General features: G+C 59.9%; 17 protein-coding genes and 1 tRNA gene. 14 read left to right on the top strand and 4 right to left on the bottom strand.

Annotation, left to right across the window (positions count from 1 at the left end; translation table 11 throughout):
- The first annotated feature begins 47 nt into the window (after window positions 1-47).
- The 4 genes from gmd to ACQ4MM_RS04565 all read left to right on the top strand — a co-directional run bounded on the left by gmd (window position 48) and on the right by ACQ4MM_RS04565 (window position 6842).
- Complete coding sequence (gene gmd, locus ACQ4MM_RS04580; protein WP_431476277.1) at window positions 48-1094, top strand: GDP-mannose 4,6-dehydratase; 1047 nt, start codon at window positions 48-50, stop codon at window positions 1092-1094.
- A 10-nt stretch (window positions 1095-1104) separates the two neighbouring features.
- Entirely contained in the window at window positions 1105-1995 is an 891-nt protein-coding gene (locus tag ACQ4MM_RS04575; RefSeq protein ID WP_431476276.1) for a GDP-mannose 4,6-dehydratase, read from the top strand.
- Window positions 1996-2145: 150 nt separating this feature from the next.
- Window positions 2146-4092, top strand: a complete 1947-nt coding sequence (locus tag ACQ4MM_RS04570; RefSeq protein ID WP_431476275.1) for an acyltransferase family protein — start codon at window positions 2146-2148, stop codon at window positions 4090-4092.
- Between the two features lie 404 nt (window positions 4093-4496).
- Entirely contained in the window at window positions 4497-6842 is a 2346-nt protein-coding gene (locus tag ACQ4MM_RS04565; protein ID WP_431476274.1) for a hypothetical protein, read from the top strand.
- Window positions 6843-6911: 69 nt separating this feature from the next.
- Here the strand turns inward: ACQ4MM_RS04565 and ACQ4MM_RS04560 are convergent, their stop codons facing one another.
- Complete coding sequence (locus ACQ4MM_RS04560) at window positions 6912-8327, bottom strand: mannose-1-phosphate guanylyltransferase/mannose-6-phosphate isomerase (protein ID WP_431476273.1); 1416 nt, start codon at window positions 8325-8327, stop codon at window positions 6912-6914.
- Between the two features lie 327 nt (window positions 8328-8654).
- On the opposite strand from ACQ4MM_RS04560, the gene ACQ4MM_RS04555 reads away from it, so the two are divergent.
- Genes ACQ4MM_RS04555 through ACQ4MM_RS04520 form a run of 8 tightly spaced genes read left to right on the top strand, consistent with a single transcriptional unit; the run spans window position 8655 to window position 17453 of the window.
- Complete coding sequence (locus ACQ4MM_RS04555; RefSeq protein ID WP_431476272.1) at window positions 8655-10088, top strand: UbiA family prenyltransferase; 1434 nt, start codon at window positions 8655-8657, stop codon at window positions 10086-10088.
- Complete coding sequence (locus ACQ4MM_RS04550; protein ID WP_431476271.1) at window positions 10082-11377, top strand: FAD-binding oxidoreductase; 1296 nt, start codon at window positions 10082-10084, stop codon at window positions 11375-11377. Before ACQ4MM_RS04555 ends, ACQ4MM_RS04550 begins: the two co-directional genes overlap by 7 nt.
- Window positions 11378-12127, top strand: coding sequence for an SDR family NAD(P)-dependent oxidoreductase (locus ACQ4MM_RS04545; protein ID WP_431476270.1), 750 nt, complete (start codon window positions 11378-11380; stop codon window positions 12125-12127).
- Window positions 12124-13866, top strand: a complete 1743-nt coding sequence (locus ACQ4MM_RS04540; protein WP_431476269.1) for a hypothetical protein — start codon at window positions 12124-12126, stop codon at window positions 13864-13866. Before ACQ4MM_RS04545 ends, ACQ4MM_RS04540 begins: the two co-directional genes overlap by 4 nt.
- Window positions 13863-14798 carry an NAD-dependent epimerase/dehydratase family protein gene (locus tag ACQ4MM_RS04535; protein WP_431476268.1) on the top strand — a complete coding sequence of 312 codons (936 nt, stop codon included), beginning with the start codon at window positions 13863-13865 and terminating at the stop codon, window positions 14796-14798. The genes ACQ4MM_RS04540 and ACQ4MM_RS04535 overlap by 4 nt, the downstream gene beginning before the upstream one ends.
- A 3-nt stretch (window positions 14799-14801) precedes the next feature.
- Entirely contained in the window at window positions 14802-16100 is a 1299-nt protein-coding gene (locus tag ACQ4MM_RS04530) for an NAD(P)/FAD-dependent oxidoreductase (RefSeq protein ID WP_431476267.1), read from the top strand.
- Entirely contained in the window at window positions 16090-16479 is a 390-nt protein-coding gene (locus ACQ4MM_RS04525; protein WP_431476266.1) for a GtrA family protein, read from the top strand. The genes ACQ4MM_RS04530 and ACQ4MM_RS04525 overlap by 11 nt, the downstream gene beginning before the upstream one ends.
- Window positions 16476-17453, top strand: a complete 978-nt coding sequence (locus tag ACQ4MM_RS04520) for a lysylphosphatidylglycerol synthase transmembrane domain-containing protein (protein ID WP_431476265.1) — start codon at window positions 16476-16478, stop codon at window positions 17451-17453. Before ACQ4MM_RS04525 ends, ACQ4MM_RS04520 begins: the two co-directional genes overlap by 4 nt.
- Before the next feature lie 49 nt (window positions 17454-17502).
- Here the strand turns inward: ACQ4MM_RS04520 and ACQ4MM_RS04515 are convergent.
- Window positions 17503-17578: transfer RNA gene (locus tag ACQ4MM_RS04515), tRNA-Phe, on the bottom strand.
- A 70-nt stretch (window positions 17579-17648) separates the two neighbouring features.
- Here ACQ4MM_RS04515 and ACQ4MM_RS04510 point away from each other — a divergent pair.
- Both ACQ4MM_RS04510 and ACQ4MM_RS04505 read left to right on the top strand, forming a co-directional pair.
- Complete coding sequence (locus ACQ4MM_RS04510) at window positions 17649-18137, top strand: hypothetical protein (protein ID WP_431476264.1); 489 nt, start codon at window positions 17649-17651, stop codon at window positions 18135-18137.
- Complete coding sequence (locus ACQ4MM_RS04505; RefSeq protein WP_431476263.1) at window positions 18134-19468, top strand: GAF domain-containing protein; 1335 nt, start codon at window positions 18134-18136, stop codon at window positions 19466-19468. Before ACQ4MM_RS04510 ends, ACQ4MM_RS04505 begins: the two co-directional genes overlap by 4 nt.
- Window positions 19469-19480: 12 nt before the next feature.
- Here the strand turns inward: ACQ4MM_RS04505 and ACQ4MM_RS04500 are convergent, their stop codons facing one another.
- A complete protein-coding gene (locus ACQ4MM_RS04500) occupies window positions 19481-20167 on the bottom strand; it encodes a hemerythrin domain-containing protein (protein ID WP_431476262.1) in 687 nt (228 codons plus the stop codon).
- Between the two features lie 181 nt (window positions 20168-20348).
- The gene (locus ACQ4MM_RS04495; protein ID WP_431476261.1) at window positions 20349-21311 is read right to left on the bottom strand and encodes a hypothetical protein; all 963 of its coding nucleotides are present in this window, start codon (window positions 21309-21311) and stop codon (window positions 20349-20351) included.
- Between the last annotated feature and the right edge of the window lie 52 nt (window positions 21312-21363).

Genomic DNA, 21363 nt, shown 5'->3' with positions numbered 1-21363 from the left:
GTTAATGCTCATGGTTATTAAGATAGTATTTTTTGGGATATATTGAGATGGAAAACATTGGAAAAAAAGCCTTGATCACTGGCATCACTGGCCAGGATGGCGCCTACCTGGCGCAGTTGTTGTTGGAAAAAGGCTATGAAGTGACCGGTACTTATCGTCGCACCAGCTCGGTCAATTTTTGGCGTATCGCTGAGCTTGGCATCGAGGCCCATCCGAAGCTGAGGCTGGTCGAGTACGACCTGACCGACCTGGGTTCCAGCATCCGCCTGCTGCAAGCCGGCGATTTCGACGAGATCTACAACCTGGCGGCGCAAAGCTTCGTCGGTGTGTCGTTTGACCAGCCTGTAACCACAGCCGGTATCACCGGCATTGGCCCGGTCCACCTGCTGGAAGCGATCCGAATCGTGAATCCGAAGATCCGCTTCTACCAGGCGTCGACTTCGGAAATGTTCGGTAAGGTTCAGGCCATCCCTCAAGTCGAAGACACCCCATTCTACCCGCGCAGCCCATATGGCGTGGCCAAGCTGTACGCGCACTGGATGACCGTGAACTACCGCGAGTCGTACGGCATCTTCGGTTCCAGCGGCATCCTGTTCAACCACGAGTCGCCGCTGCGCGGCCGTGAGTTCGTCACCCGTAAGATCACCGACTCGGTCGCCAAGATCAAGCTGGGCCAGCTGGATGTGCTGGAACTGGGCAATATGGATGCCAAGCGCGACTGGGGCTTCGCCAAGGAATACGTGGAAGGCATGTGGCGCATGCTGCAGGCCAGCCAGCCTGACACCTTTGTACTGGCCACCAACCGCACCGAAACCGTACGCGATTTTGTTTCGCTGGCATTCAAGGCGATCGACGTAGAGATCGACTGGAAAGGCGAAGCCGAGAACGAAGTTGGCCGTTGCGCCACCACCGGCAAAGAGCTGGTGCGCGTCAATCCGCGTTTCTACCGTCCCGCCGAAGTGGAGCTGCTGATCGGTGATCCAGCCAAGGCGACGCGTGAACTGGGCTGGAAGCCGGACACCACGCTGGAAGAGCTGTGCCAGATGATGGTCGAGGCCGACCTGCGCCGTAACGCCGCCGGCTTCTCGTTCTGAGTTGAACGGCATGAAGCGCGCACTGATTACCGGCATTCACGGCTTTACCGGCCACTATCTCGCGCAATCATTGCGCGCTGCAGGCTATCGCGTGTTCGGCACAGCTTTGTCGCCGACTGCTGAAGAGCAGGACGTGATCGCAGTCGACCTGGGCGAGCGCGATGCGGTACTGCGCATGGTCGAAGAAGTACAGCCGGATGTCGTTGTGCACCTGGCTGCAATTGCGTTTGTCGCGCATTCGGATATCGAGGCGATGTACCGTGTCAACTTGATGGGTACCCGCAACTTGCTGGAGGCATTGGCAGCACTGGCCAACAAACCGTCAGCCGTGTTGCTGGCATCGAGCGCGAATATCTATGGCAATGCCGATGTCGAACCTATCAGTGAAGTCGTGGCGCCGGCCCCCGCCAACGATTACGCAGTGAGCAAACTGGCGATGGAATACATGGCACGTCTGTGGATGGATCGTTTGCCAATCACGATCGTGCGGCCATTTAACTATACGGGTGTCGGGCAGCATGAGAATTTCCTGCTGCCGAAAATCGTGTCGCACTTCAAGCGTGGCGCGCGTGACATTGAACTTGGCAACCTGCACGTGTGGCGCGATTTCTCGGATGTGCGCATGGTGGTGGATAGCTATTCCCGCTTGGTAGCGGCGGGGAGCCAGATTGCAGGCCAGACCTTTAACGTCTGTTCCGGCAACGGGCAATCCCTCGGCGAAGCACTCGATATGATGGCTGGGATAGCCGGCTATCGAATCAATGTTACGGTCAATCCTGCCTTTGTTCGCAGCAACGAAGTTACCCGGCTGGTGGGCAGCAACGCCAAACTGCAGGCCGCAATCGGACCACTGAATCAACGGCCGCTGGCGGAGACCCTGCGCTGGATGTACGAAAGCTGAACCCCGCCTGCGGGTCAGGCGCCCTCGCTGCAGTTCCGCTCCTGAAAGCGCGGGGCAAGTTACAGCCTCGAATTCGCCAATAGCGCTTTATTGTCGTGGCCCCATCACAGGAACGAGATGGGGCCGATACGATTCGCAAGAAGACTAAAAATGACAGCACATAATGTTCACCCAAAATATCGACCAGATATTGATGGGCTACGCGCTCTTGCGATTATTTCTGTAGTCATCTTCCATGCCTTCCCCGATTGGGCTCCGGGCGGTTTTGTTGGGGTGGATGTCTTCTTTGTTATTTCAGGATATCTCATATCGGTAATTATCTTGAAGAGCCTGGAGAACAATGAATTTTCGTTCATCGAGTTCTATTCGCACCGGGTAAGGCGGATTTTCCCGGCGCTTGTACTGGTCGTGACTGCAGTCTATGTGGCCGGTTGGTTTATCCTGTTGTCCGACGAATTCAAGCAACTCGGAAAACACATAACCGGAAGCATGGGGTTTACTGAAAATTTCATACTCTGGAAAGAGGCAGGATATTTTGACGTTAAAACTGAACTTAAGCCGCTCATGCATTTGTGGTCGCTGGCGGTTGAGGAACAGTTTTACCTGATTTATCCACTGCTGATCTGGACATTATGGAAAACCAGGCTGAATATCCTGCTTGGTATCGCTTTGCTGGGGGGCGTTTCGTTTGCCCTGAACGCAAAAGGCATTAACAATGATGCCGTAAAGACGTTTTTCGCACCGCAAACGCGCTTCTGGGAATTGCTATTTGGGGCCGTAATTGCTTACGTTAATGTATACAAGTCGCATTGGCGGTTCTGGACGCGCCCGGCATTACCGGCCGGTCAGTCTTTATCGGCCAACACCCTGGCGATTATCGGACTCTTGTTAATTAGTATTGCCATCGCGGCCTATAGCCGTACGGTGCCATATCCCGGCGTGCGGGCCGTTCTTCCGGTATTTGGCGCCGCCTTGCTCGTCCTTGCTGGTCCACACGCTTGGGTCAATAGCAAACTGCTGTCGTGCAAGCCTTTAGTCTGGGTAGGACTAATCAGTTATCCCCTCTATCTTTGGCATTGGGTCCTGCTGTCATTCCTGCGCATTATCCAGGGTGAAGAGACTGATCCATCAACGCGTATGGTTGCGGTCGTGTTGTCGATACTGTTGTCTTGGTTGACCTTTAAGTTGATCGAGCTCCCGCTCAGGTTTGGTGAGCACCGTGGATTCAAGACCGCCGGGCTGCTTTTGCTTGCAGTTGTATTGGGATTAATCGGCTATACGACGTACTTGAAGGATGGCTTAACTTTCAGGAGTGATGCCCGTTTTCAAGACAGTCGAAATGGCGATACCGGCCACCTTGAGTATCACAAGTACATTGCCGAAAAATATTTCCTGTGCACTCCAGAAGTGGTCGCGGCTGAAGCACTTAAATGGGATACATATACGCGGTGCATGCAAAGCAAATCCAGCGATCAGGTTGATGTTGCGTTAATTGGCGACAGCCATGCGGAGCATCTATTTATTGGCGTGGCTGAGGCTCTGCCGGAAAAAAATGTTGCCTTCTACATCAAGGGCAGTCCTCCGTTTCTGGATAACCCGGAGTTCAAGAATATTTACCGTGCCGTCATTGAAAGCCAAAGTATAAAAACCGTCATTTTGACGATGCATTGGGTGGCTCGTTATGGTGAGGTTCCTAAAGAATCGACACTGGACGGGGAGCTCATCAAAGCGGTGGACGCGCTATCTGCTGCCGGGAAAAAGGTATATTTAACGGACGATGTTCCGGTTTTCCCATTTGATCCTGAAAAATGCAAAGGACGTCGTCGTTTTTCAAATAACAGCATTTGCAAGATGCCACGTGTGGTGGCCAAATCCCAGGAAGATACATATCGTGCTGCCTTGATGAAGGTCGTTGAGAGTCGACCCTCGGTGAGGCTTCTGCCGCTAACTGAATATATTTGCGATGAACTTAGCTGCAGCATGACCAAAGGTGACGCTGTTTTGTACCGCGATCATAATCATTTGAATATTATTGGATCCGCCTTGGTTGGTCGAAAGCTGATTGAAGATAATCTCCGTTTATTCGGGGAGCACTAATCGTCCCATGCGGAACGGCTACGGCGGGTATCGCCCGTCCAGCCAATGGAAACCCGCGTGCTGTAAGCGTCATTCGGCTTCAAGCCCGGACCGCAGGCGTTGAAGATTCGGTTCCGCCGTTGTTGCGAAAACGCGAAAGCAGGCGGTAAACGGGCAAAGTAGAAGGACGGCTATTTACCTGCTGTATCATGAACGATACAATAGTTTCATCTTTGATATCAATCAGGATGGTTGTAGTTTTGCGACTGTAGCCTTTTTTTTGGGGAGACATTTGCGCCTCGATAGCGCCCAGGTCAATATTTCATTTGATTGCGTTGATGACAGGCGGGAATAAAATTGTCCAGCCGCGCCGATAAACTTTAATATAGTAAATAATGCCATATCAGAGGGCTGTGATTTGCAAAATGCTTACATTTAAAAGTAAATTAATATTTCTCGTCTTAATTGTTTTCTCCATTTCATTCGCAATTTGCCTCTATCCAGAACCCCCTGCACGACTGCTAACCGATCCAGACCAGACAACGTTGGTGGGCAGCGAAAAAAGCAAAGTTATCGTCACCGATATAGCCCATCAAACCCGGCAGCTCCGACAATCAGTGGCGACCCCCGAAGGTTATTTGTACCGCAACTGGACTCCGGAGGCTGGAATAGGACCGCTGAAGATCCAATCCAATGTCTTCGTTCCATCCAAGTATATGTCGGTTATTGTGACTGGGTCGACACGTTCAATTGATGGTCTAGCAAAAGCGTACATCGAATGTGAAAAGAATGGTGCTCGATTACCATTGTTAAACGGCAACGTAAATGCGAACATCTCGGAAACGGTCGTTTCGACTCCCAAAAGCTGGTGCTCCAAAGGCGCGCGATTAGTATTTGAAACCTCGGAAGAGAATTCGTATGTAGGAGTTGGTGCTGTTTATAAAATTTCTCCTATTTCTTATTGGAAGCTAAGCTTCGTAGGGCAAATGCCGTTTTACTTTACTACGTTGCTGGTCCTTGCGTTCTTCATGTTTGCAGGGGGCGCAGCTGCACTCCGTTACGGCTGGGGCCATGACCCTCTGCCCGTTGCGTTTGCGTCGCTGGGCGTCGCGTCGCTGGGTGTCTTCTATCTTCCAACGATTATCAGTGAGGAGTTGCGCCGCTTTAGTCCGATTCTAGTCATTTCAATATTTGTTTGTTTGTTCTTCGTCGCGGGTGCGCAGGCCAGGAAAATGGCTGCGGTCAAGCTTTTGCCATACTTTAAGGTCTGGACATTAATCAGCCTGGTTTGTTTTGCACTTCTATGCCTGGCCTATAATGGGCTCGGTCATTGGGAGCCAAATTATCGTTTTTGGCCTGCGTCTTGGTCAGCCGATTCGGAACTGCCTTGGCTTTTTGCCGAGGCTGTCCGGAATGAGTGGAATTTGCATGAGATTTTTGGCGGGCAATGGATGCCAACGGACAGGCCGCCATTGATGACCGGGGCGTTATTGCTTTTGGCCGACGTTTTCGAACAGCTTCAGATCAATAATGATGGCAATTACCTCCGCGGCACTGCATTTAATGTAGCCTCAATAGCATTGAACACTTTGTGGGCGCCGGCCATTCTTTGGTTACTGAGCAGGCTGGCGGCGTTCCTCAACAGGAAACAATGCGCGGGCATCTTGTTGTTCATTGCATGTACCCCGTTCGTCTTGTTTAACTCAGTCTACGGTTGGCCAAAAGCATTCGGAGCTGCGTTTGCACTGGTCGCGTTCGGTTTGGTATGGCAATTGCGTGCCGCGCCCGCAGGTACGACGCCAGCAAAGGATTCGGCTCTGATCCTGTTCCCGATCGTTTCGGCCTTATCGATGCTGGCACATATGTCAGGCGCCTTGTTTATCGCGCCGCTGGGCTTTCTGTATTTGTTGTGGTGTTTGCGCCTTGCGAATCTTAAAAAGATCATTATTGGCGGGGGTATTGCGCTGTCACTGCTGGCAAGCTGGAGTATTTACAAATACGTGGTACTACCAAGCTCTGACCCCGTTACAAGGTATGCGTTGACCGGAAGTTTTGGGTTTGGGAGTAAAACATCTACGTGGGAAATGCTCGCTGATTTTTATCGCGGTCTTAATCTGCGGCAATGGCTTGAGATTAAAAAAATCATGTTTGCGCAAGCCTTCTACCCGATCGATCATGGGATAACAAACGTCCATGTGAACTCAGATTACGGTGCGAATTCAATAGAAAAGTTAAGGGCATTGGATTTTATGCTCCTGTCGGCGGGCAATTCTGGGATCTTGGTGGTTTGCGCCGCATCGGTTTGGGCGCTTGTCAGTGGCATCCTGTGGGGCCGAGATAGTGCTGTAGAGCGCGCAAAACCTTTTTTTGCATTGCTTCTGACGTCTGTACTGACCTGGTTGATGATTGTAATTCTCTTTATTGCGCCTACGGTTCTTCACCATTGGCCTTACGCTGCTGTTTTCGGATTGGCAGTGGGCGGCAGTGTCATAACCCAATACCGCTTCCCTCGGTTCTTCAAAGTCCTGTTGTTGGCCTTGGTCACCTACACGGGAGCAGTCTGGATTATTTCTCCGCTGCAGATCGCATTGACTATTGATATGAGCGCAGCCATTTTGCTGATTTTGCTTTTAGGCGCGGCTTTTATTTATAGGGAAAGCTCCCTGTTTTCAAACGAGGAGCAGTTTGATGCAAGCGCGGAAGTCGACGCAGAACGTGGGCGCAAAGTCCAGGGATTGCGCGCGCCGTGGCGGGCCAGGGCGGCCCGGTAGCACCCAGGCCGCGCGGCCTGCAGGGCGCCAGGCTCATTCGCGAGCTTGGCGCATCGTGGAGGGGTTTGTTTACTTGCGGCTGTAGACGTCTTCCAGGCGGACAATATCGTCTTCGCCAAGATAGCTGCCGGACTGGACTTCGATCAGGTGCAATGGCAGCTTGCCCGGATTTTCCAGGCGATGGACCATGCCGATCGGGATATAGGTCGATTCGTTTTCAGTCAGCAGAATCTCTTTATCGCCGCAGGTCACCAGCGCGGTGCCCGATACCACCACCCAGTGCTCGGCACGGTGGTGGTGCATCTGCAGGGACAGCTTGCCGCCAGGGTTGACGGTAATGCGTTTAACCTGGAAGCGCTCGCCAATATCAATGCCTTCGTAGTAGCCCCACGGGCGGTACATCTTGGTATGGTGCAGGTGTTCGGTACGGCCCTTGGTTTTCAGGTGATCGACGACCTGCTTCACGCGCTGGACCTGGTCCTTGTGCGCGACCAGCACGGCGTCGGCAGTTTCCACGATGACGAGATCCTGGACGCCGATCGCCGCCACGATGCGGCCTTCGGCACGCACCAGGGTGTTGCTGACATCGTCGAGGTAGACATCGCCGCGTGTGACGTTGCGATTGGCATCGGACTGCTGCACATCGGCCAGGGCGGTCCATGACCCTACATCGTCCCATCCAATCGAAGCTGGCACCACGACGGCGCGCGTCGTTTGCTCCATGACCGCATAGTCGATCGAATCGGCAGGGCAGGCAGTGAAGGCCGCTTCATCCAGCCGGCAGAAGTCCAGGTCGCGGTAGCCTTTGGTCACCGCTTCTTCGCTGGACTTGGCCATGACGGGCTGGAATTGCGCCAGTTCCTTCAGGTAGGCATCGGCGCGGAACAGGAACATGCCGCTATTCCAGAAGAAATTGCCGGCATCGATAAAGCCCTGCGCGGTTTCGCGGTTCGGCTTTTCAACGAAGCGGGCGACGCTGAAACATCCGTCCGCCTTCAGCGGCTCGCCGCTCTGGATGTAGCCGTAACCGGTTTCAGGCGCGCTTGGCACGATGCCGAACGTGGCCAATGCCCCGCCTTCCACCTGGGTGGCGGCGCGCTGGACCGCGGCATAAAAGGCATCCACATCCTTGATCACGTGGTCGGCCGGCAGCACCAGCATGACAGCCTGCGGGTCGATCGCCGCCAGGTAATGGGCGGCAGCCGCCACGGCGGGCGCCGTATTGCGCCCGACCGGCTCCAGCAGGATGCCCAAGGGATTGACGCCGATTTCGCGCATCTGTTCTGCCACCAGGAAGCGGTGTTCGTTGCCACAGACCACCAGCGGCTGCATCATGCCGTCGCGGCCGGACAGGCGCAGCGCTGTTTCCTGCAACATGGTCCTATCGGTCACCAAGGGCAGCAATTGCTTGGGCAATGCCGCACGCGACAACGGCCACAAGCGGGTCCCGGCGCCGCCGGACAAGATGATCGGATAAATTTTCATGCTAATCGTTTTCGGTTGAAGACTAAGCCGCGAAGTTTACAACATTTCCTCGGCGGAGCGGCCCTGGCTGCACGCCAACGGGCGTGGGGGTGGTTCGGCCGCCCATGTTGTTATGTTAGAATGTTTTTCAGTTCAGGCAAAAGTTCAACTTCCTGATAGCGCGGCCAGCGTTTATAGTTCACGGTCGGCGCCAGCATCCATTTTGCGTGACCCGCCCCCGGGAACTGCCCGGCGACGCGGTTCCGGCTTGCTGTATTCCGCCTTCGCCCAAACCTATCCTTAACTAGCTGGAGAGTGCATGTCCACGCCATATTCGATGCCGCAACCATGAATTCGTTGCCATTGATTATCGACCTTGACGGTACCCTGATCCACACCGATATGCTGCACGAGTCAGCGATCAGGACCTTCCGCGACAAGCCCGCGGAGGTATTGCGCATCCCATTCCTGCTGGCCCGCGGCAAAGCCGTGCTGAAGCGCCGCCTGGCCCAGCACGGTGAATTCGATGCCGCCTCGCTGCCCTACAACATGGCGCTGCTGGACTGGCTGCACCAGCAGCGCAGCGATGGCCGCAAGCTGATCCTGTGTACTGCGTCCGACCAGTCGATCGCCAATGCCATTGCCGAGCACCTCGGCGTTTTCGACGAAGTGATGGCCAGCGACGGCGTGGTCAACCTGGCTGGAAAAAACAAGGCGGCGGCCCTGGTTGAGCGCTTTGGCCAGGCCGGTTACGACTATGCGGGCAATTCGCAGGCAGACCTGCCGGTGTGGCGCAGTGCGCGCCGTGCGGTGGTGGTCAACGCGCCGGCTGACCTGGCCAAGCGCGCAGCCGACTGCTGCGAGGTGGAGCGTTCTTTCGCGGCGCCCGGCGCCGGTTTCACCGCCTGGCGCCGTGTGCTGCGGGTGCACCAGTGGCTGAAGAACCTGCTGCTGTTCGTGCCGTTGTTCGCTGCGCACGAGTTTCCCAATCCGGCACACTGGTTGCCGCTGGTGCTGGCCTTCGTCGCATTCAGCCTGTGCGCTTCCTCGGTCTATATCGCGAATGACTTGCTGGACCTGGAAAGCGACCGCCAGCATCCGCGCAAGCGCCACCGCCCATTCGCCAGCGGCCAGGTGCCGGCCTGGCAGGGCGTGCTCTGTGCGCCGCTGCTGCTGCTGGCCAGTGCCGGCGTCGCCTGGCAGGTGGGCGGCGCTTTCTTCTCCTGGCTGGCGGGCTACTTCCTGGTGACCTGCGCCTATTCCTGGTTCCTGAAGCGCCTGATGCTGGTCGACTGCCTGGCGCTGGCGATGCTGTACACGCTGCGCATTGTGGCCGGCGCGGCAGCGCTGGCCATGCCGCTGTCGTTCTGGCTGCTGGCATTTTCGGTCTTCCTGTTCCTCTCGCTGGCCTTCGTGAAACGCTATGCCGAGTTGCAGGTGCAAATCCTGAACGGCAAGAAAAAGGCGCACGGACGCGGCTACCTCACCACTGACGCACCGCTGATCCAGATGCTGGGCATCAGTTCGGGCTACGCGGCGCTGGTGGTGTTGGCCTTGTACCTGAACAGCGAAACCGTGCTGATGTTGTATCGTTCGCCCGAGTTCGTGTGGGGCGCCGTGCCGGTCATGCTGTTCTGGGTCAGCTGGATGTGGATGCAGGCGCACCGCGGCAATATGCATGACGATCCGCTGGTGTACGCAGTCAAGGACAAAGCCAGCCTGTTTGCCGGCGCCTGCTTTGCGATGGTGCTGGCGGCAGGCTCGGCGGAGTGGCCGTGGTAATGGTGTCTTCCTGGGGACGGCTGGGCCAGTGGGAACACGAGGTGCGGCCCCTGGCTGAGCGCGCCCAGGTGGGGTCCCGGTTGCAGTGCGCTACCCCCGGGCTGGCGCACGGCATGGGGCGCAGCTACGGCGATGTTTGCCTCAATCCAGGCGGCGTGCTGTGGCGCACCACCGGCCTGGACCGCTTTATCAGCTTTGACCAGGAAAGCGGCTTGCTGTGCTGCGAAGCCGGTGTCCTGCTGCGCGATATCCAGCGGCTGGCGATTCCGCGCGGCTGGATGCTGCCGGTCACGCCCGGCACCCAGATGGTGACGGTCGGCGGTGCTATCGCAAACGACGTGCATGGCAAGAATCACCACGCGCTCGGTTCCTTTGGCGACCATGTGCGCCGTATTGAATTGTTGCGCACGGACGGCAGCCGCATCGCGTGCGGGCCGGGCGAGAACCCGGCATGGTTTGCCGCCACGGTCGGCGGCCTGGGCCTGACCGGCGTCATCAGCACTGCCGAGATACAGCTGCGCCGCGTTGCGGGCCCCTGGCTGGAAACAGAAACCCTGCCGTACTCCAACCTCGACGAATTCTTCCAGCTGGCCGATGCTTCCGAAGCGGGCTGGGAGCACACGGTGTCGTGGATTGACTGCCTGTCCGGGAATGGGCGCGGCATCTTCCTGCGCGCCAACCATTGCGCCACCGAGGGCCGCGCAGCGCCGCGCGCGCGCGCGCGCACCATGCCGTTCGTGCCGCCGGTGTCGCTGGTGAACGGGCTGTCGCTGGCGCCTTTCAATTCCGCTTACTACAACTTGCAAAAGAGCCGCGCCGGCAAAGGCGTGGCGCATTACGAGAGCTATTTCTATCCTCTCGATAATTTGCACGAATGGAACCGCATGTACGGTCCCAAGGGCTTTTACCAATACCAGAGCGTGGTGCCGCGCGCCGTCGGGCGCACTGCGGTACAGGCCATGCTGCAAGCGATCAGCGACAGCGGCGAGGGCTCCTTCCTGGCCGTGCTGAAGACCTTTGGCGAACGCGAAGCGCTTGGCATGCTGAGCTTCCCGCAGCCGGGCGTGACGCTGGCGCTGGATTTCCCGAACCGCGGCGAGCGCACGGCGCGCCTGTTCGAACGGCTCGACGTCATCGTTGCCGAAGCCGGCGGCCGCATCTACATGGCCAAAGACGCGCGCATGCCGCGCGCACTGTTCGAGGCCGGCTACCCGCGCCTCGCCGAATTTTTGCAATACCGCGACCCGGGCATCAGCTCGGCCATGTCGCGCCGCTTGATGGGGAACTAAGTGTCTGACAACAGGAAAAACATCGTGATCGTCGGCGCCACGTCGGCCATGGCCGAACACTGCGCCCGCCTGTGGGTGGCCGGCGCCGCGGTCAAACTGACCTTGCTGGGACGCAACCGCGAGAAAACCGAGGCCGTGGCAGCCGACCTGCGCGTGCGCAGCTCGCAGTCGGCCATCCAGGTCATCGAAGCGAACTTCAGTGATCCGCAGCTGATCCGCGCCACGGTGGAGGGCATCGTGGCCGGCGGCCTGCCGGACACCGTGCTGATCGCGCACGGCTCGCTGCCGGAGCAGCAGGCTTGCCAGGACGACCTGGCGTTGGCAGCCGAGGCGATGGAAGTGAACGGCATCTCGCCGGCCCTGTTTGCCGAAGCATTTGCCGGCCACATGCAGCGCGCCAACCGCGGCACCTTGACCATCATCGGCTCGGTGGCAGGCGAACGCGGCCGCAAATCCAACTACGTCTACGGCGCCGCCAAAGGCCTGGTGACGCGCTATGCCGAAGGCTTGCAGCACCGCCTGGCCGGCACAAACGTCAAAGTGGTGCTGGTCAAGCCTGGTCCGACCGCTACGCCGATGACGGCGCATATGCCGCAACGGGGCATGGCCAGCGTTGACGCCGTCGCAGCCCAGATCGTTGCCGCCACGGCCAAGGGCCAGCCGGTGCTGTACACCCCGGGTAAATGGGCGCTGATCATGCTGGTCATCGCCAACCTGCCGCGCGCCATCTTCAACCGGATGGACATATGAGCGGCAGCGCCCCGGCGCTGCGTTCCCCGAGGCTGCGCCAGTTCTTCGCATGCATGGCGGCGCTGCTCGCCGCCCTGGCGCTGGTCGGCGCTTTCCGCAATTATTCGCCCGTGCCGTTCTTTGACATGTGGGGACCTTACCTGCAACTGCTGGACCTGACAGCCAGCGGCGACTGGCACGTCTGGTGGGCGCAGCACAATGAACACCGCATCGTGCTGGCGCGCCTGTTGTTCTGGGCCGACCTGCGCTGGTTCGATGGCGCCGGCTGGTTCCTGATCGCGGCCAACTGCGCGCTGGTGGCGCTTGCCGGCCTGCTGTTCTGCCGTATCCTGGGCCAGGTCGATGCTGCGCCCGGGCGGGCCGCCGACAAGCATGCGCTAGCCTGGTTCATCGCCGGCGCGCTATTCTTCTGGAGCCAGCAAGAGAACCTGACCTGGGGCTTCCAGAGCCAGTTCATCCTGGCCCAGCTGGTTCCGCTGGCAGCCTTGTACGCGCTGTACCGCTCGATCCAGGGTGGGGCGGGGATGTTCGCCCTGGCCTGCCTGCTGGGCATCCTGTGCGCCGGTACGATGGCAAACGGCGTGCTGGCCCTGCCGCTGATGACTGCTTACGCCCTGCTGACGCGCCAGGGCTGGCGGCGCGGCGTGGTGCTTGCGCTGGTCACCACGCTGGTGCTGTTCGCCTATTTCCACGACTATGCGACGCCTGCCGGGCACAGTTCCCCGTTGCAGTCGCTGCGCGAGCAGCCGCTGCAGCTCGTCCGTTATGTGCTGTATTACCTGGGCAGCCCATTCCATTTTGCGTTTGGCAACAAAGGATTGGGCCGCGTTGCGGCCACGCTGGCCGGCCTGTTCCTGTTGGGGAGCGCGATCCGTTTCGCCTGGTGCTTCTGGCGCCAGCCGCGCCAGTTCGCCTTGCCGCTGGCGCTGCTGTTCTTCATCGCCTACATCGTTGGCACGGCATTCGGCACGGCGGGTGGACGCCTGATTTTCGGCCTGAGCCAGGCACTATCGCAGCGCTACACCACACCGGCCCTGATGGCATGGGCGGCGTTGCTGGTATTGTATGCGCCTGCGTTGCTGGCGCTGCAAGAGCGGCCGCGGCGTCGCGCCTGGGGTGGGCTGGTGGTGCTGGCGGTGCTGATGATGGCGTACCAGTGGCGGGCGCTGAAGTCCAATGAGGACGAATTGTTTGGCCGTAGCGTTGCCGCCCTGGCCGTTGAAATGCGCGTCAAGGACCAGGCGGAAATCGGCCGGGTAGCGCCGAATACCGATATCGTCGATTCCTCCGCGCTGGCCGCGGACAGGCAGCGTTCGGTGTTCGGCCTGTATCCCTATCGCGGCGCGCGGGCGAGCATGGGCCAGCAAATGGCGCCTATGGCACTGCCGGCGTGCCGGGGCGCCCTCGAACTGGCCGAGACGATCGCGGGCGATCAGCGTTTCGTGCGCGTGAGCGGCTGGTTGTATGAACCGCTCGGGAATACAGTGCCGCAGGTGGTCCGGATGCTGGATGCCGACGGTACACAGGTCGGCTATGCCTTGGGCGGCTGGGCCTGGAACGACGCGGCGGCCGCGCTGCACAAGGCGGCACGCCAGTCCGGGTATCGCGGTTACCTGTCGTCCGGCCAGGCGCAAAGCCTGATGCTGCGCGGCGAGGGCCCGGCCGGACCGGCCTGTGAATTGCGTGTCAGGGTACCGGCGGCGCAGCCGGACAAGATCAATGAGGAAGAAAAGAAATGAGCAAAAAAATTCTGCTCCCGGGTGGCGCCGGGCTGGTTGGCCAGAACCTGGTAGCGCGCCTGAAGGCGAAGGGCTACACGGATATCGTGGTGCTCGACAAGCATCGTCCCAACCTGGAAGTACTGAAACGGGTGCAGCCCGACATCACGGTGGAATATGCCGACCTGGCCAAGCCGGGCGAGTGGCAGCGCCACTTCGCTGGCGCCGAGGTGGTGGTCATGCTGCAGGCCCAGATCGGCGGCATCGATTACCAGGAATTCGTCGACAATAACGTGACCTCCACCCGCCTGATCCTGGATGCCGTCAAGGCCAACCATGTGCCGCAGCTGGTGCATATCAGCTCCTCGGTGGTGATGTCGGTGGCCGATGACTTTTACACCCGCTCCAAGAAAGAGCAGGAGCAGATGGTGCTCGCGAGCGGCATCCCTTGCCCGATCCTGCGCCCGACCCTGATGTTCGGCTGGTTCGACCGCAAGCACCTGGGCTGGCTGTCGCGCTTCATGAAGAAAGTGCCGGTGTTCCCGATTCCCGGCCATGGCCGCTACATGCGCCAGCCGCTGTATGTGGGCGACTTCTGCAACGTGATCATCAGCTGCATCGAAAACCGGGTCGATCACGGCATCTACAATATTTCCGGCCATGAGGAAGTCGATTACATCGATATCATCCGCCAGATCAAACGCACCACCGGCGCGCGCGCGGTCATCGCCAAGATCCCGTACAGGCTGTTCTATGCCCTGATCTGGACCTGGAGCCTGTTCGACAAGAACCCGCCATTCACTACCCAGCAGCTGGCCGCCCTGAGCGCCAAGGATTCGTTCGAAGTCATCGACTGGCCGGGCCAGTTCGGTGTGCCGTGCACGCCGTTTGCGAAGGCGATCGACGAGACCTTCAACCACCCGCAGTACAGCAAAGTCATTCTGGAGTTCTAAGTCATGGGTCAACGCATTGCGGTGCTTGGCGCCGGACCGATGGGGCTGGCGGTTGCCTACCAGCTGGCACGCGACGGCCACCAGCCAGTCGTGTTCGAGGCGGACGACCGGGTTGGCGGCATGGCGGCCGCCTTCGATTTTTCCGGCCTGTCGATCGAGCGCTACTACCATTTCCACTGCATCTCCGATACCGCCTTCCTGCGAGTGCTGGACGAGCTGGGGCTGCAGTCGAAGATGCACTGGGTCGCCACCAAGATGGGCTACTGGTACCAGAACCGCCTGCAGCCATGGGGCAACCCGGTGGCGCTGCTGAAGTTCCGCGGCCTGGGCTTGGTGGCCAAATTCCGCTACGGCCTGCACGCCTTCCTGTCCACCAAGCGCAAACGCGAAGACTGGCGTCCGCTCGACCACGTCGAAGCGACCGGCTGGATTCGCCGCTGGGTTGGTGAAGAGGCCTGGGAAGTGCTGTGGCGCCGCCTGTTCGACTACAAGTTCTACGATTACAGCAGCAACCTGTCGGCGGCCTGGATCTGGAGCCGCATCCGCCGCATCGGCACCTCGCGCGCCAGCCTGTTCGAGGAAAAGCTCGGCTATCTCGATGGCGGTTCCGAGACCCTGCTCAATGCCATGCGCGACGATATCGTCAAGCACGGTGGCCAAGTGCGCCTGGGCAGCCCGGCCAGCAAGGTGGTCATGCAGCATGGCCAGGTGCGCGGCATTGAAGCTGGCGGCCAGTTCGAGGCCTTCGACAAGGTGATCAGCACGATTCCGTTGCCCTATGTGCCGCGCGTGATGCCGGACTTGCCGCCAGCGGTGCTGGAAAAGTTCAAGGCCGTCAAGAACATCGCTGTCGTCTGCGTGATTGCCAAGCTGCGCAAGGCGGTCACGGAGAACTTCTGGCTCAATACCAATGATCCGGACATGGATATCCCCGGCCTGGTCGAATACTCCAACCTGCGCCCGCTGGGCGAGCACATCACCTATGTGCCGTTTTACATGCCGGGCGAGCATCCGAAGTTCGCCGACCCGGACCAGGTATTCCTCGACAAGGTGCGCAGCTACCTGAAAAAGATCAATCCGGCGCTGCGGGACGAAGACTTCCTCGACATGCGCGCCAGCCGCTACCGTTACGCACAGCCGATCTGCGAGCCGGGCTATCTGGACAAGTTGCCGCCCGTGGCGCTGCCGGTGAAGGGCCTGTGGGTGGCTGACACCTCGTATTACTACCCTGAGGATCGCGGCATCTCCGAGAGCATCGACTTTGGCCGCAGCATGGCGAAAATGGCGGCCCATGCTGAATAGGGAATTCCTGCGGTTTCTCGTGGCCGGCGGCATTGCTGCCGCGGCCAATTTCGGCTCGCGCTTCGTCTTCAGCACCTTCCTGGATTACGCGCCAGCGGTGTTCTTTGCCTACCTGGTCGGGATGCTGGTCGCGTTTACCCTGATGCGTGGACATGTATTCAATGCGCAGGACGGGGCGCTCGCCGCCCAGGCCGGCAAGTTCGTCGGCGTGAACGTGCTGGCAGTGCTGCAGACTCTGGCGATCAGCTTGCTGCTGGCGCGCTGGCTGCTGCCAAAGCTTGGCATCGTCGAGCACGCGGAAGCGCTGGCGCACCTGGCTGGCGTGCTGGTGCCGGTGGTGACCAGCTATTTTGGCCATAAGTTCCTGACTTTCCGATGAGCCGGGCCGTCGCGCGCATTCAGTCCGCACTGGGTGATCCGCGCGTCGTGCGGACGGTGGTGCTGTTTGTCAGCGCCGGGGTACTGCTCTACCTGCTCGCGATATTCTGGTTCGGCTGGAAAGATACTGCCGCGGCATTGGCATCGTTGGGCCTGAAAGCCTTGCTATTGGGCGCCGTGCTGTCGTCGTCTTCTTACCTGTGGCGTTTTGGGCGCTGGGAGTCTTCGCTGCGTTGCGTCGGGTACCAGGTTCCCAAATGGCGGCACTTCGCCATCTATATGTCGGGACTCGGGTTGACTGCAACGCCTGGCAAGTCCGGGGAGACTTTCCGTTCCGCGCTGTTGCTGTCGCACGGGGTGAGGATTTCACACAGCCTTGCCGCCTTTATCGTCGACCGCGCCAGCGATGTCCTGGGGATGTGCCTGCTGGGCTTTGTCGCCGCCTGGGTGCTGGGGCATGCGCTGGCCTGGGCCTGGCTGCTGGCGTTTGCCGTGCTGCTGTCGGGCAGTTGCGTTTTTGCCTGTGTCCTGCAGCATCCGCGTGCCGCTGCTTGGTGGGGCTGGCTGGGCAGCACCTGGCAACGCTTGCCGGTCACGGGCGGGCAGGCGGTCCTGGAGCACTGGGCTGGCGTGTGGAAGCTGCCGCGTGTGACAGCTTATTCCGTCCTGGCGATGGTTGCCTATGGCACCCAAGCGCTGGTGTTCGCCTGGTTTTGCGATGCCGTAGGGACCGGGGTACCGGTTGCCGCCTGTGTCCTGATTTTTGTGCAGGCGACCTTGTTCGGTGCGGCCTCCATGTCGCCGGGCGGGCTTGGCGCCATGGAGGCTGCCCTGGTCATTCAACTGACCGAACGTGGCGTGGAGGGCAGCATTGCGGTGTCGATGGCGATTGCAATCCGGCTGGTCACGCTCTGGCTGGGAATGGCGATCGGCGCCCTGTGCCTGCTCTTGTCTTCGCGTAAGGCAACTGCATAACGCAGAAACGAAAACGCCACCCGAAGGTGGCGTTTTCACTTTTTATTCTTGGTGGCCCGGGGCGGAATCGAACCACCGACACAAGGATTTTCAATCCTCTGCTCTACCAACTGAGCTACCAGGCCAAGGCGGGCAATTATAGCAGAGTACTTTTCCATTTGCCAAGCCCTCCGCCGCGTAGGCTAGAATGTTGTCATGAGTGCAGCAAATCTCGATCCCGGTCAAATTGCGTTCATGCGCGGGGGCGTCTCGATCAGTGTAGCCAGTTGCGACCGCAACGGCATGCCCCAGCTGGTGCGCGCCATCGGCTGCCGCGTCAGCGACGACGGCAGCCGCGTCACGGTTTTCGTACCGGAAGCGAAGTCGCAGGCGGTGCAGCGCGATATCTTTGCCAGCGGCGCCATTGCCGTGGCCTTCACCCAGCCTTCTACCCACCGCACCATGCAGCTGAAAAGCCGCGATGCGCGGGTGGCGGCGCTGCAGCCGGAGGACGTGCAGCTAGTGGAGGCTTACCGGGATGCCTTCGTCGCGGAGGTGGGGGCGATCGGCTTCCACGAGAAGATGGTGCGCACGCTGCTATCCTGCCCGCCGGAAGAACTGGTGGCGCTGAGCTTTTGCCCGAGCGAGGCGTATAGCCAGACGCCCGGCCCCAACGCCGGGAAGAAGCTGGAGGCGGGCGAATGAACGCGATCATGCTCGACACCATCCGCGAGTGCTTCGAGGGCGTGATCCCGGCGGTGCTGGGCACGGCCGACCTGGCAGGCATGCCGAACGCCTCCTACCTGTCGCAAGTGCAGTACATGGACCGCGACCATGTAGCGCTGTCCTACCAGTTCTTCAACAAGACGCGCGCCAACATCCTGGCCAACCCGCATGCCCGGCTGACGGTGGTCAATCCCTACACCGGCGCCCAGTACTCGCTGGCGCTGCAATACCTGCGTACAGAAACTTCCGGCCAGCTGTTCGAAAGCATGAAGGCCAAGCTGGCCGGCCTGGCTTCGCACACCGGCATGACGGGCGTGTTCAAGCTGCTCGGCTCCGACGTGTTCCGCGTAAACGAGATCATTTGCGTGGATGGCGATGTAGCGCCGCCGCCACCGCCGGCGCGCAATATGCTGGCGGCGCTGCGCCTGTGCTCCGAGCGCCTACTGGCCTGCCGCGACCTGGCGCAACTGTTCGATGAAACCATGGCTTGCCTGCACGAGAAGTTGGGCATCAGCCACGCCATGCTGTTGCTGCATGATCCGCAGGCGGCGTGCCTGTACACGGTGGCCAGCCACGGTTACGAACAATCTGGCGTGGGCTCGGAAATCCCGCTGGGGCAGGGCGTGATCGGTGTCGCCGCGCGCGAAGGCACGGCAATCCGCATCAGCCATATGACGGCGGAGTACAGCTACAGCCGCGCGATTCGGCAGCAAGCCGAGGGCACCGGGCTGGCGCACGCCCTGCAGACTGAGATTCCTTACCCCGGCCTGGCCGAATCGCGCAGCCAGCTAGCGGTGCCGATCCAGGGCTGCGAGCGCCTGATCGGCGTGCTGTACGTGGAAAGTCCGCAGGACCTGCGTTTCACGTACGACGATGAAGATGCGCTGGTGACCTTGTGCGGCCAATTGGCGATGGCGATGCACATCATGCAGAACGTGCCGGTGCCTGAGCCCGAGCCGGAACCGGCAGCGATGCCCGATGTGCAGGGCGCACCATTGGCGGTGCGCCATTTTCCCGACAACGATTCCGTCTTCTTCGGAGATGACTACATGATCAAGGGCGTGGCGGGGGCCGTGCTGTGGGCGATGCTGCAGGATTTTGTCGCGCATGGCAAGACGGCCTTCAGCAATCGCGAACTACGCCTGGACCAGCGCGTACGGCTGCCCGACGTCAGCGACAACCTTGAAGCGCGCCTGGTGCTGCTGGCACGGCGGCTGTGCGAACGCGAGGCACCGGTTCGGATCGAGAAAACAGGGCGCGGACATTTCCGGCTTTGCGTCCAGCGCCCATTGCAGTTGACGCAAGCCTGACCCGGCCGTGGCTCATGCGGCGATTGGCTGCGGCGCCTCCAGTGCCGCTTCCAGCTTCTGCATATCGCGTGCGCTGATCAAGCTGCGGGTCAGCGCGAGTACACCCTCGAACACTGGCGCCGGCATGCCGGCACGCATGCCCAGCAACATGCCCGCGCGCTCGGCCGGGCTCAGGGCGGGAATCATCCAGCGCATGGTCGACTGCATCTCCTGCGGCGGAATGGCGGCGATGATGAGTTCGTGGATTGCGTGCAGTTCCTCGTCGCTGTAGCAGGCCCACAGCACGGCATTTTGCTCAGTCTCCTCCAGGTTCATGTGCACCAGGTTTTCACCGATGAAGACCGTCAGTTGCAGGTGCAGGTATTCGAGGTGGCGGATGCGTGCGCCGCCGGCCGCGCTGGCGCAGTGGGCGCACTGGGCCAGCAGCTTGTCGATGGCCCAGTCATGGTGGTCATGGTCGCCTTCCGCCACCTGTGCGGAGCCGGGGCGGCGCGCATGCATCGCGGGGTGCACGAAGTCGCGTTCATGCTGGAGGTGCTTGCGCATCGCTCCCAACAGATCGCGTACCTGAGCCAGTGCGCCGTGCAGGTCTTCGTCATCGGCGGCATCGGTGCGCGACAAGCGGCCTTCGGTGTCGCTCATGAAGTTGCGCAGCGCCTTGTGGATGCCGGCGTACATGTTGATTCGTGGTTTGCTCATTTCATTCATCCTCGGGTTGGTCCGAAGAGAATGGTAGTCATCAAGACACCGTCGCGTTCTTAAAAACTTCCTCAACAAACCTTAAAAACTTCTTAAACAAAAGTCGGGGTCAGCTCCGGCAATCGGACATAAATTTCGCAAAGCGAAATTTATGTCCGATTGCCGGAGCTGACCCCGACTTTCAAGGCGCACGCTGGCGCGACTTCAGGGTGGTGCCGTTGGCGTCGAACAGCAGCACGTGCTCGCCCATGCGCGGGCGGCCGTCGGGGCCGGGTTCTGCTGGGCCGGGTGCTGCGGACTGGTACAGCCAGACTTCGCGTCCGCTGTCAAAGCGCCGGCTGAGCTGCGGCGGGCCCAGCATCGCCTGCGCCGCAGTGCGGTCGCGCGGCGCGGCCGGGCTGGCAGGCGGCGGGTCGTCCATGTATTCAAAGCTCAGCAAGGTGTCGTCCGGCCAGGAGCGGTCCCACACCGGTGCAAAATAGCTGCGCTCCAGCAGTACCTGGCAATCGCAGTAGGGCATTTCGGCGACCGGCGGATTGCCGGCATACAGCGCATGGAAGGGCAGGGTGGCGCGCCGTTCGCCTGCCTGCAGGGTGATGGAGAACAAAGGTTTTTCTGCGAAGTACAGATAGTTGCCGTGCGGGTCGCTGCATACCCGGTCGGGACTGCGCAGGTATTCATCGAGCCAGGCAAACAGGTGGGCATTGTTCGAGACCAGCCCGGCCTCCATGCCGACCAGGCATTCCAGCCGCAGGTCGCCCAGGCGCCGCATGCCTTGCGGCACAGCGGCGCTGCGCACTTCGGCGCGCCATGTCATGGACAAGGTTTTGCGGTTGGCCAGCACGGCGGCGTCTTCACGCCACAGCAGTTCGTTGTATTCCAGCGTGAAGCTGTTGTCGGCGCCGATCGGTACCGCCATGCTGCTGGTATCGCCCAGCACCTTCAGCTTGATGCCCTGCATGTCAGTGCCGGGCTGGCGCGGCAGGAGGCGGAAGCGCAAGATGGCCTGCGGCGCCAGCGTGTGTTCGCGTTTGAATCGCTCCGCGCCTTGCAGCATCTTGCGGTATGACTTGTCCACCGGCGAGCGGGTGTTGGGGACTTCCACTGTGGGTAGCGCCGTGGCTGAGGCGACAACCAGCAACATAGTCGTTTTCCACATAATTGCAGATTGTGGCATCCTGCTGAAATCCTCGCAC

The organism is Massilia eburnea, from assembly GCF_050709955.1.
Classification (GTDB): Bacteria; Pseudomonadota; Gammaproteobacteria; order Burkholderiales; family Burkholderiaceae_D; genus Rugamonas; species Rugamonas eburnea_A.
This window is presented reverse-complemented; position numbering and strand designations above follow the sequence as displayed.

What these genes read in the sequence shown, in the direction of transcription:
- gmd (WP_431476277.1), top strand. Translation starts at nt 48, where the DNA reads ATGGAAAACATTGGAAAAAAAGCCTTGATCACTGGCATCACTGGCCAG.
- ACQ4MM_RS04575 (WP_431476276.1), top strand. Translation starts at nt 1,105, where the DNA reads ATGAAGCGCGCACTGATTACCGGCATTCACGGCTTTACCGGCCACTAT.
- ACQ4MM_RS04570 (WP_431476275.1), top strand. Translation starts at nt 2,146, where the DNA reads ATGACAGCACATAATGTTCACCCAAAATATCGACCAGATATTGATGGG.
- ACQ4MM_RS04565 (WP_431476274.1), top strand. Translation starts at nt 4,497, where the DNA reads ATGCTTACATTTAAAAGTAAATTAATATTTCTCGTCTTAATTGTTTTC.
- ACQ4MM_RS04560 (WP_431476273.1), bottom strand. Translation starts at nt 8,327, where the DNA reads ATGAAAATTTATCCGATCATCTTGTCCGGCGGCGCCGGGACCCGCTTG.
- ACQ4MM_RS04555 (WP_431476272.1), top strand. Translation starts at nt 8,655, where the DNA reads ATGAATTCGTTGCCATTGATTATCGACCTTGACGGTACCCTGATCCAC.
- ACQ4MM_RS04540 (WP_431476269.1), top strand. Translation starts at nt 12,124, where the DNA reads ATGAGCGGCAGCGCCCCGGCGCTGCGTTCCCCGAGGCTGCGCCAGTTC.
- ACQ4MM_RS04535 (WP_431476268.1), top strand. Translation starts at nt 13,863, where the DNA reads ATGAGCAAAAAAATTCTGCTCCCGGGTGGCGCCGGGCTGGTTGGCCAG.
- ACQ4MM_RS04530 (WP_431476267.1), top strand. Translation starts at nt 14,802, where the DNA reads ATGGGTCAACGCATTGCGGTGCTTGGCGCCGGACCGATGGGGCTGGCG.
- ACQ4MM_RS04525 (WP_431476266.1), top strand. Translation starts at nt 16,090, where the DNA reads ATGCTGAATAGGGAATTCCTGCGGTTTCTCGTGGCCGGCGGCATTGCT.
- ACQ4MM_RS04520 (WP_431476265.1), top strand. Translation starts at nt 16,476, where the DNA reads ATGAGCCGGGCCGTCGCGCGCATTCAGTCCGCACTGGGTGATCCGCGC.
- ACQ4MM_RS04510 (WP_431476264.1), top strand. Translation starts at nt 17,649, where the DNA reads ATGAGTGCAGCAAATCTCGATCCCGGTCAAATTGCGTTCATGCGCGGG.
- ACQ4MM_RS04505 (WP_431476263.1), top strand. Translation starts at nt 18,134, where the DNA reads ATGAACGCGATCATGCTCGACACCATCCGCGAGTGCTTCGAGGGCGTG.
- ACQ4MM_RS04500 (WP_431476262.1), bottom strand. Translation starts at nt 20,167, where the DNA reads ATGAGCAAACCACGAATCAACATGTACGCCGGCATCCACAAGGCGCTG.
- ACQ4MM_RS04495 (WP_431476261.1), bottom strand. Translation starts at nt 21,311, where the DNA reads ATGTTGCTGGTTGTCGCCTCAGCCACGGCGCTACCCACAGTGGAAGTC.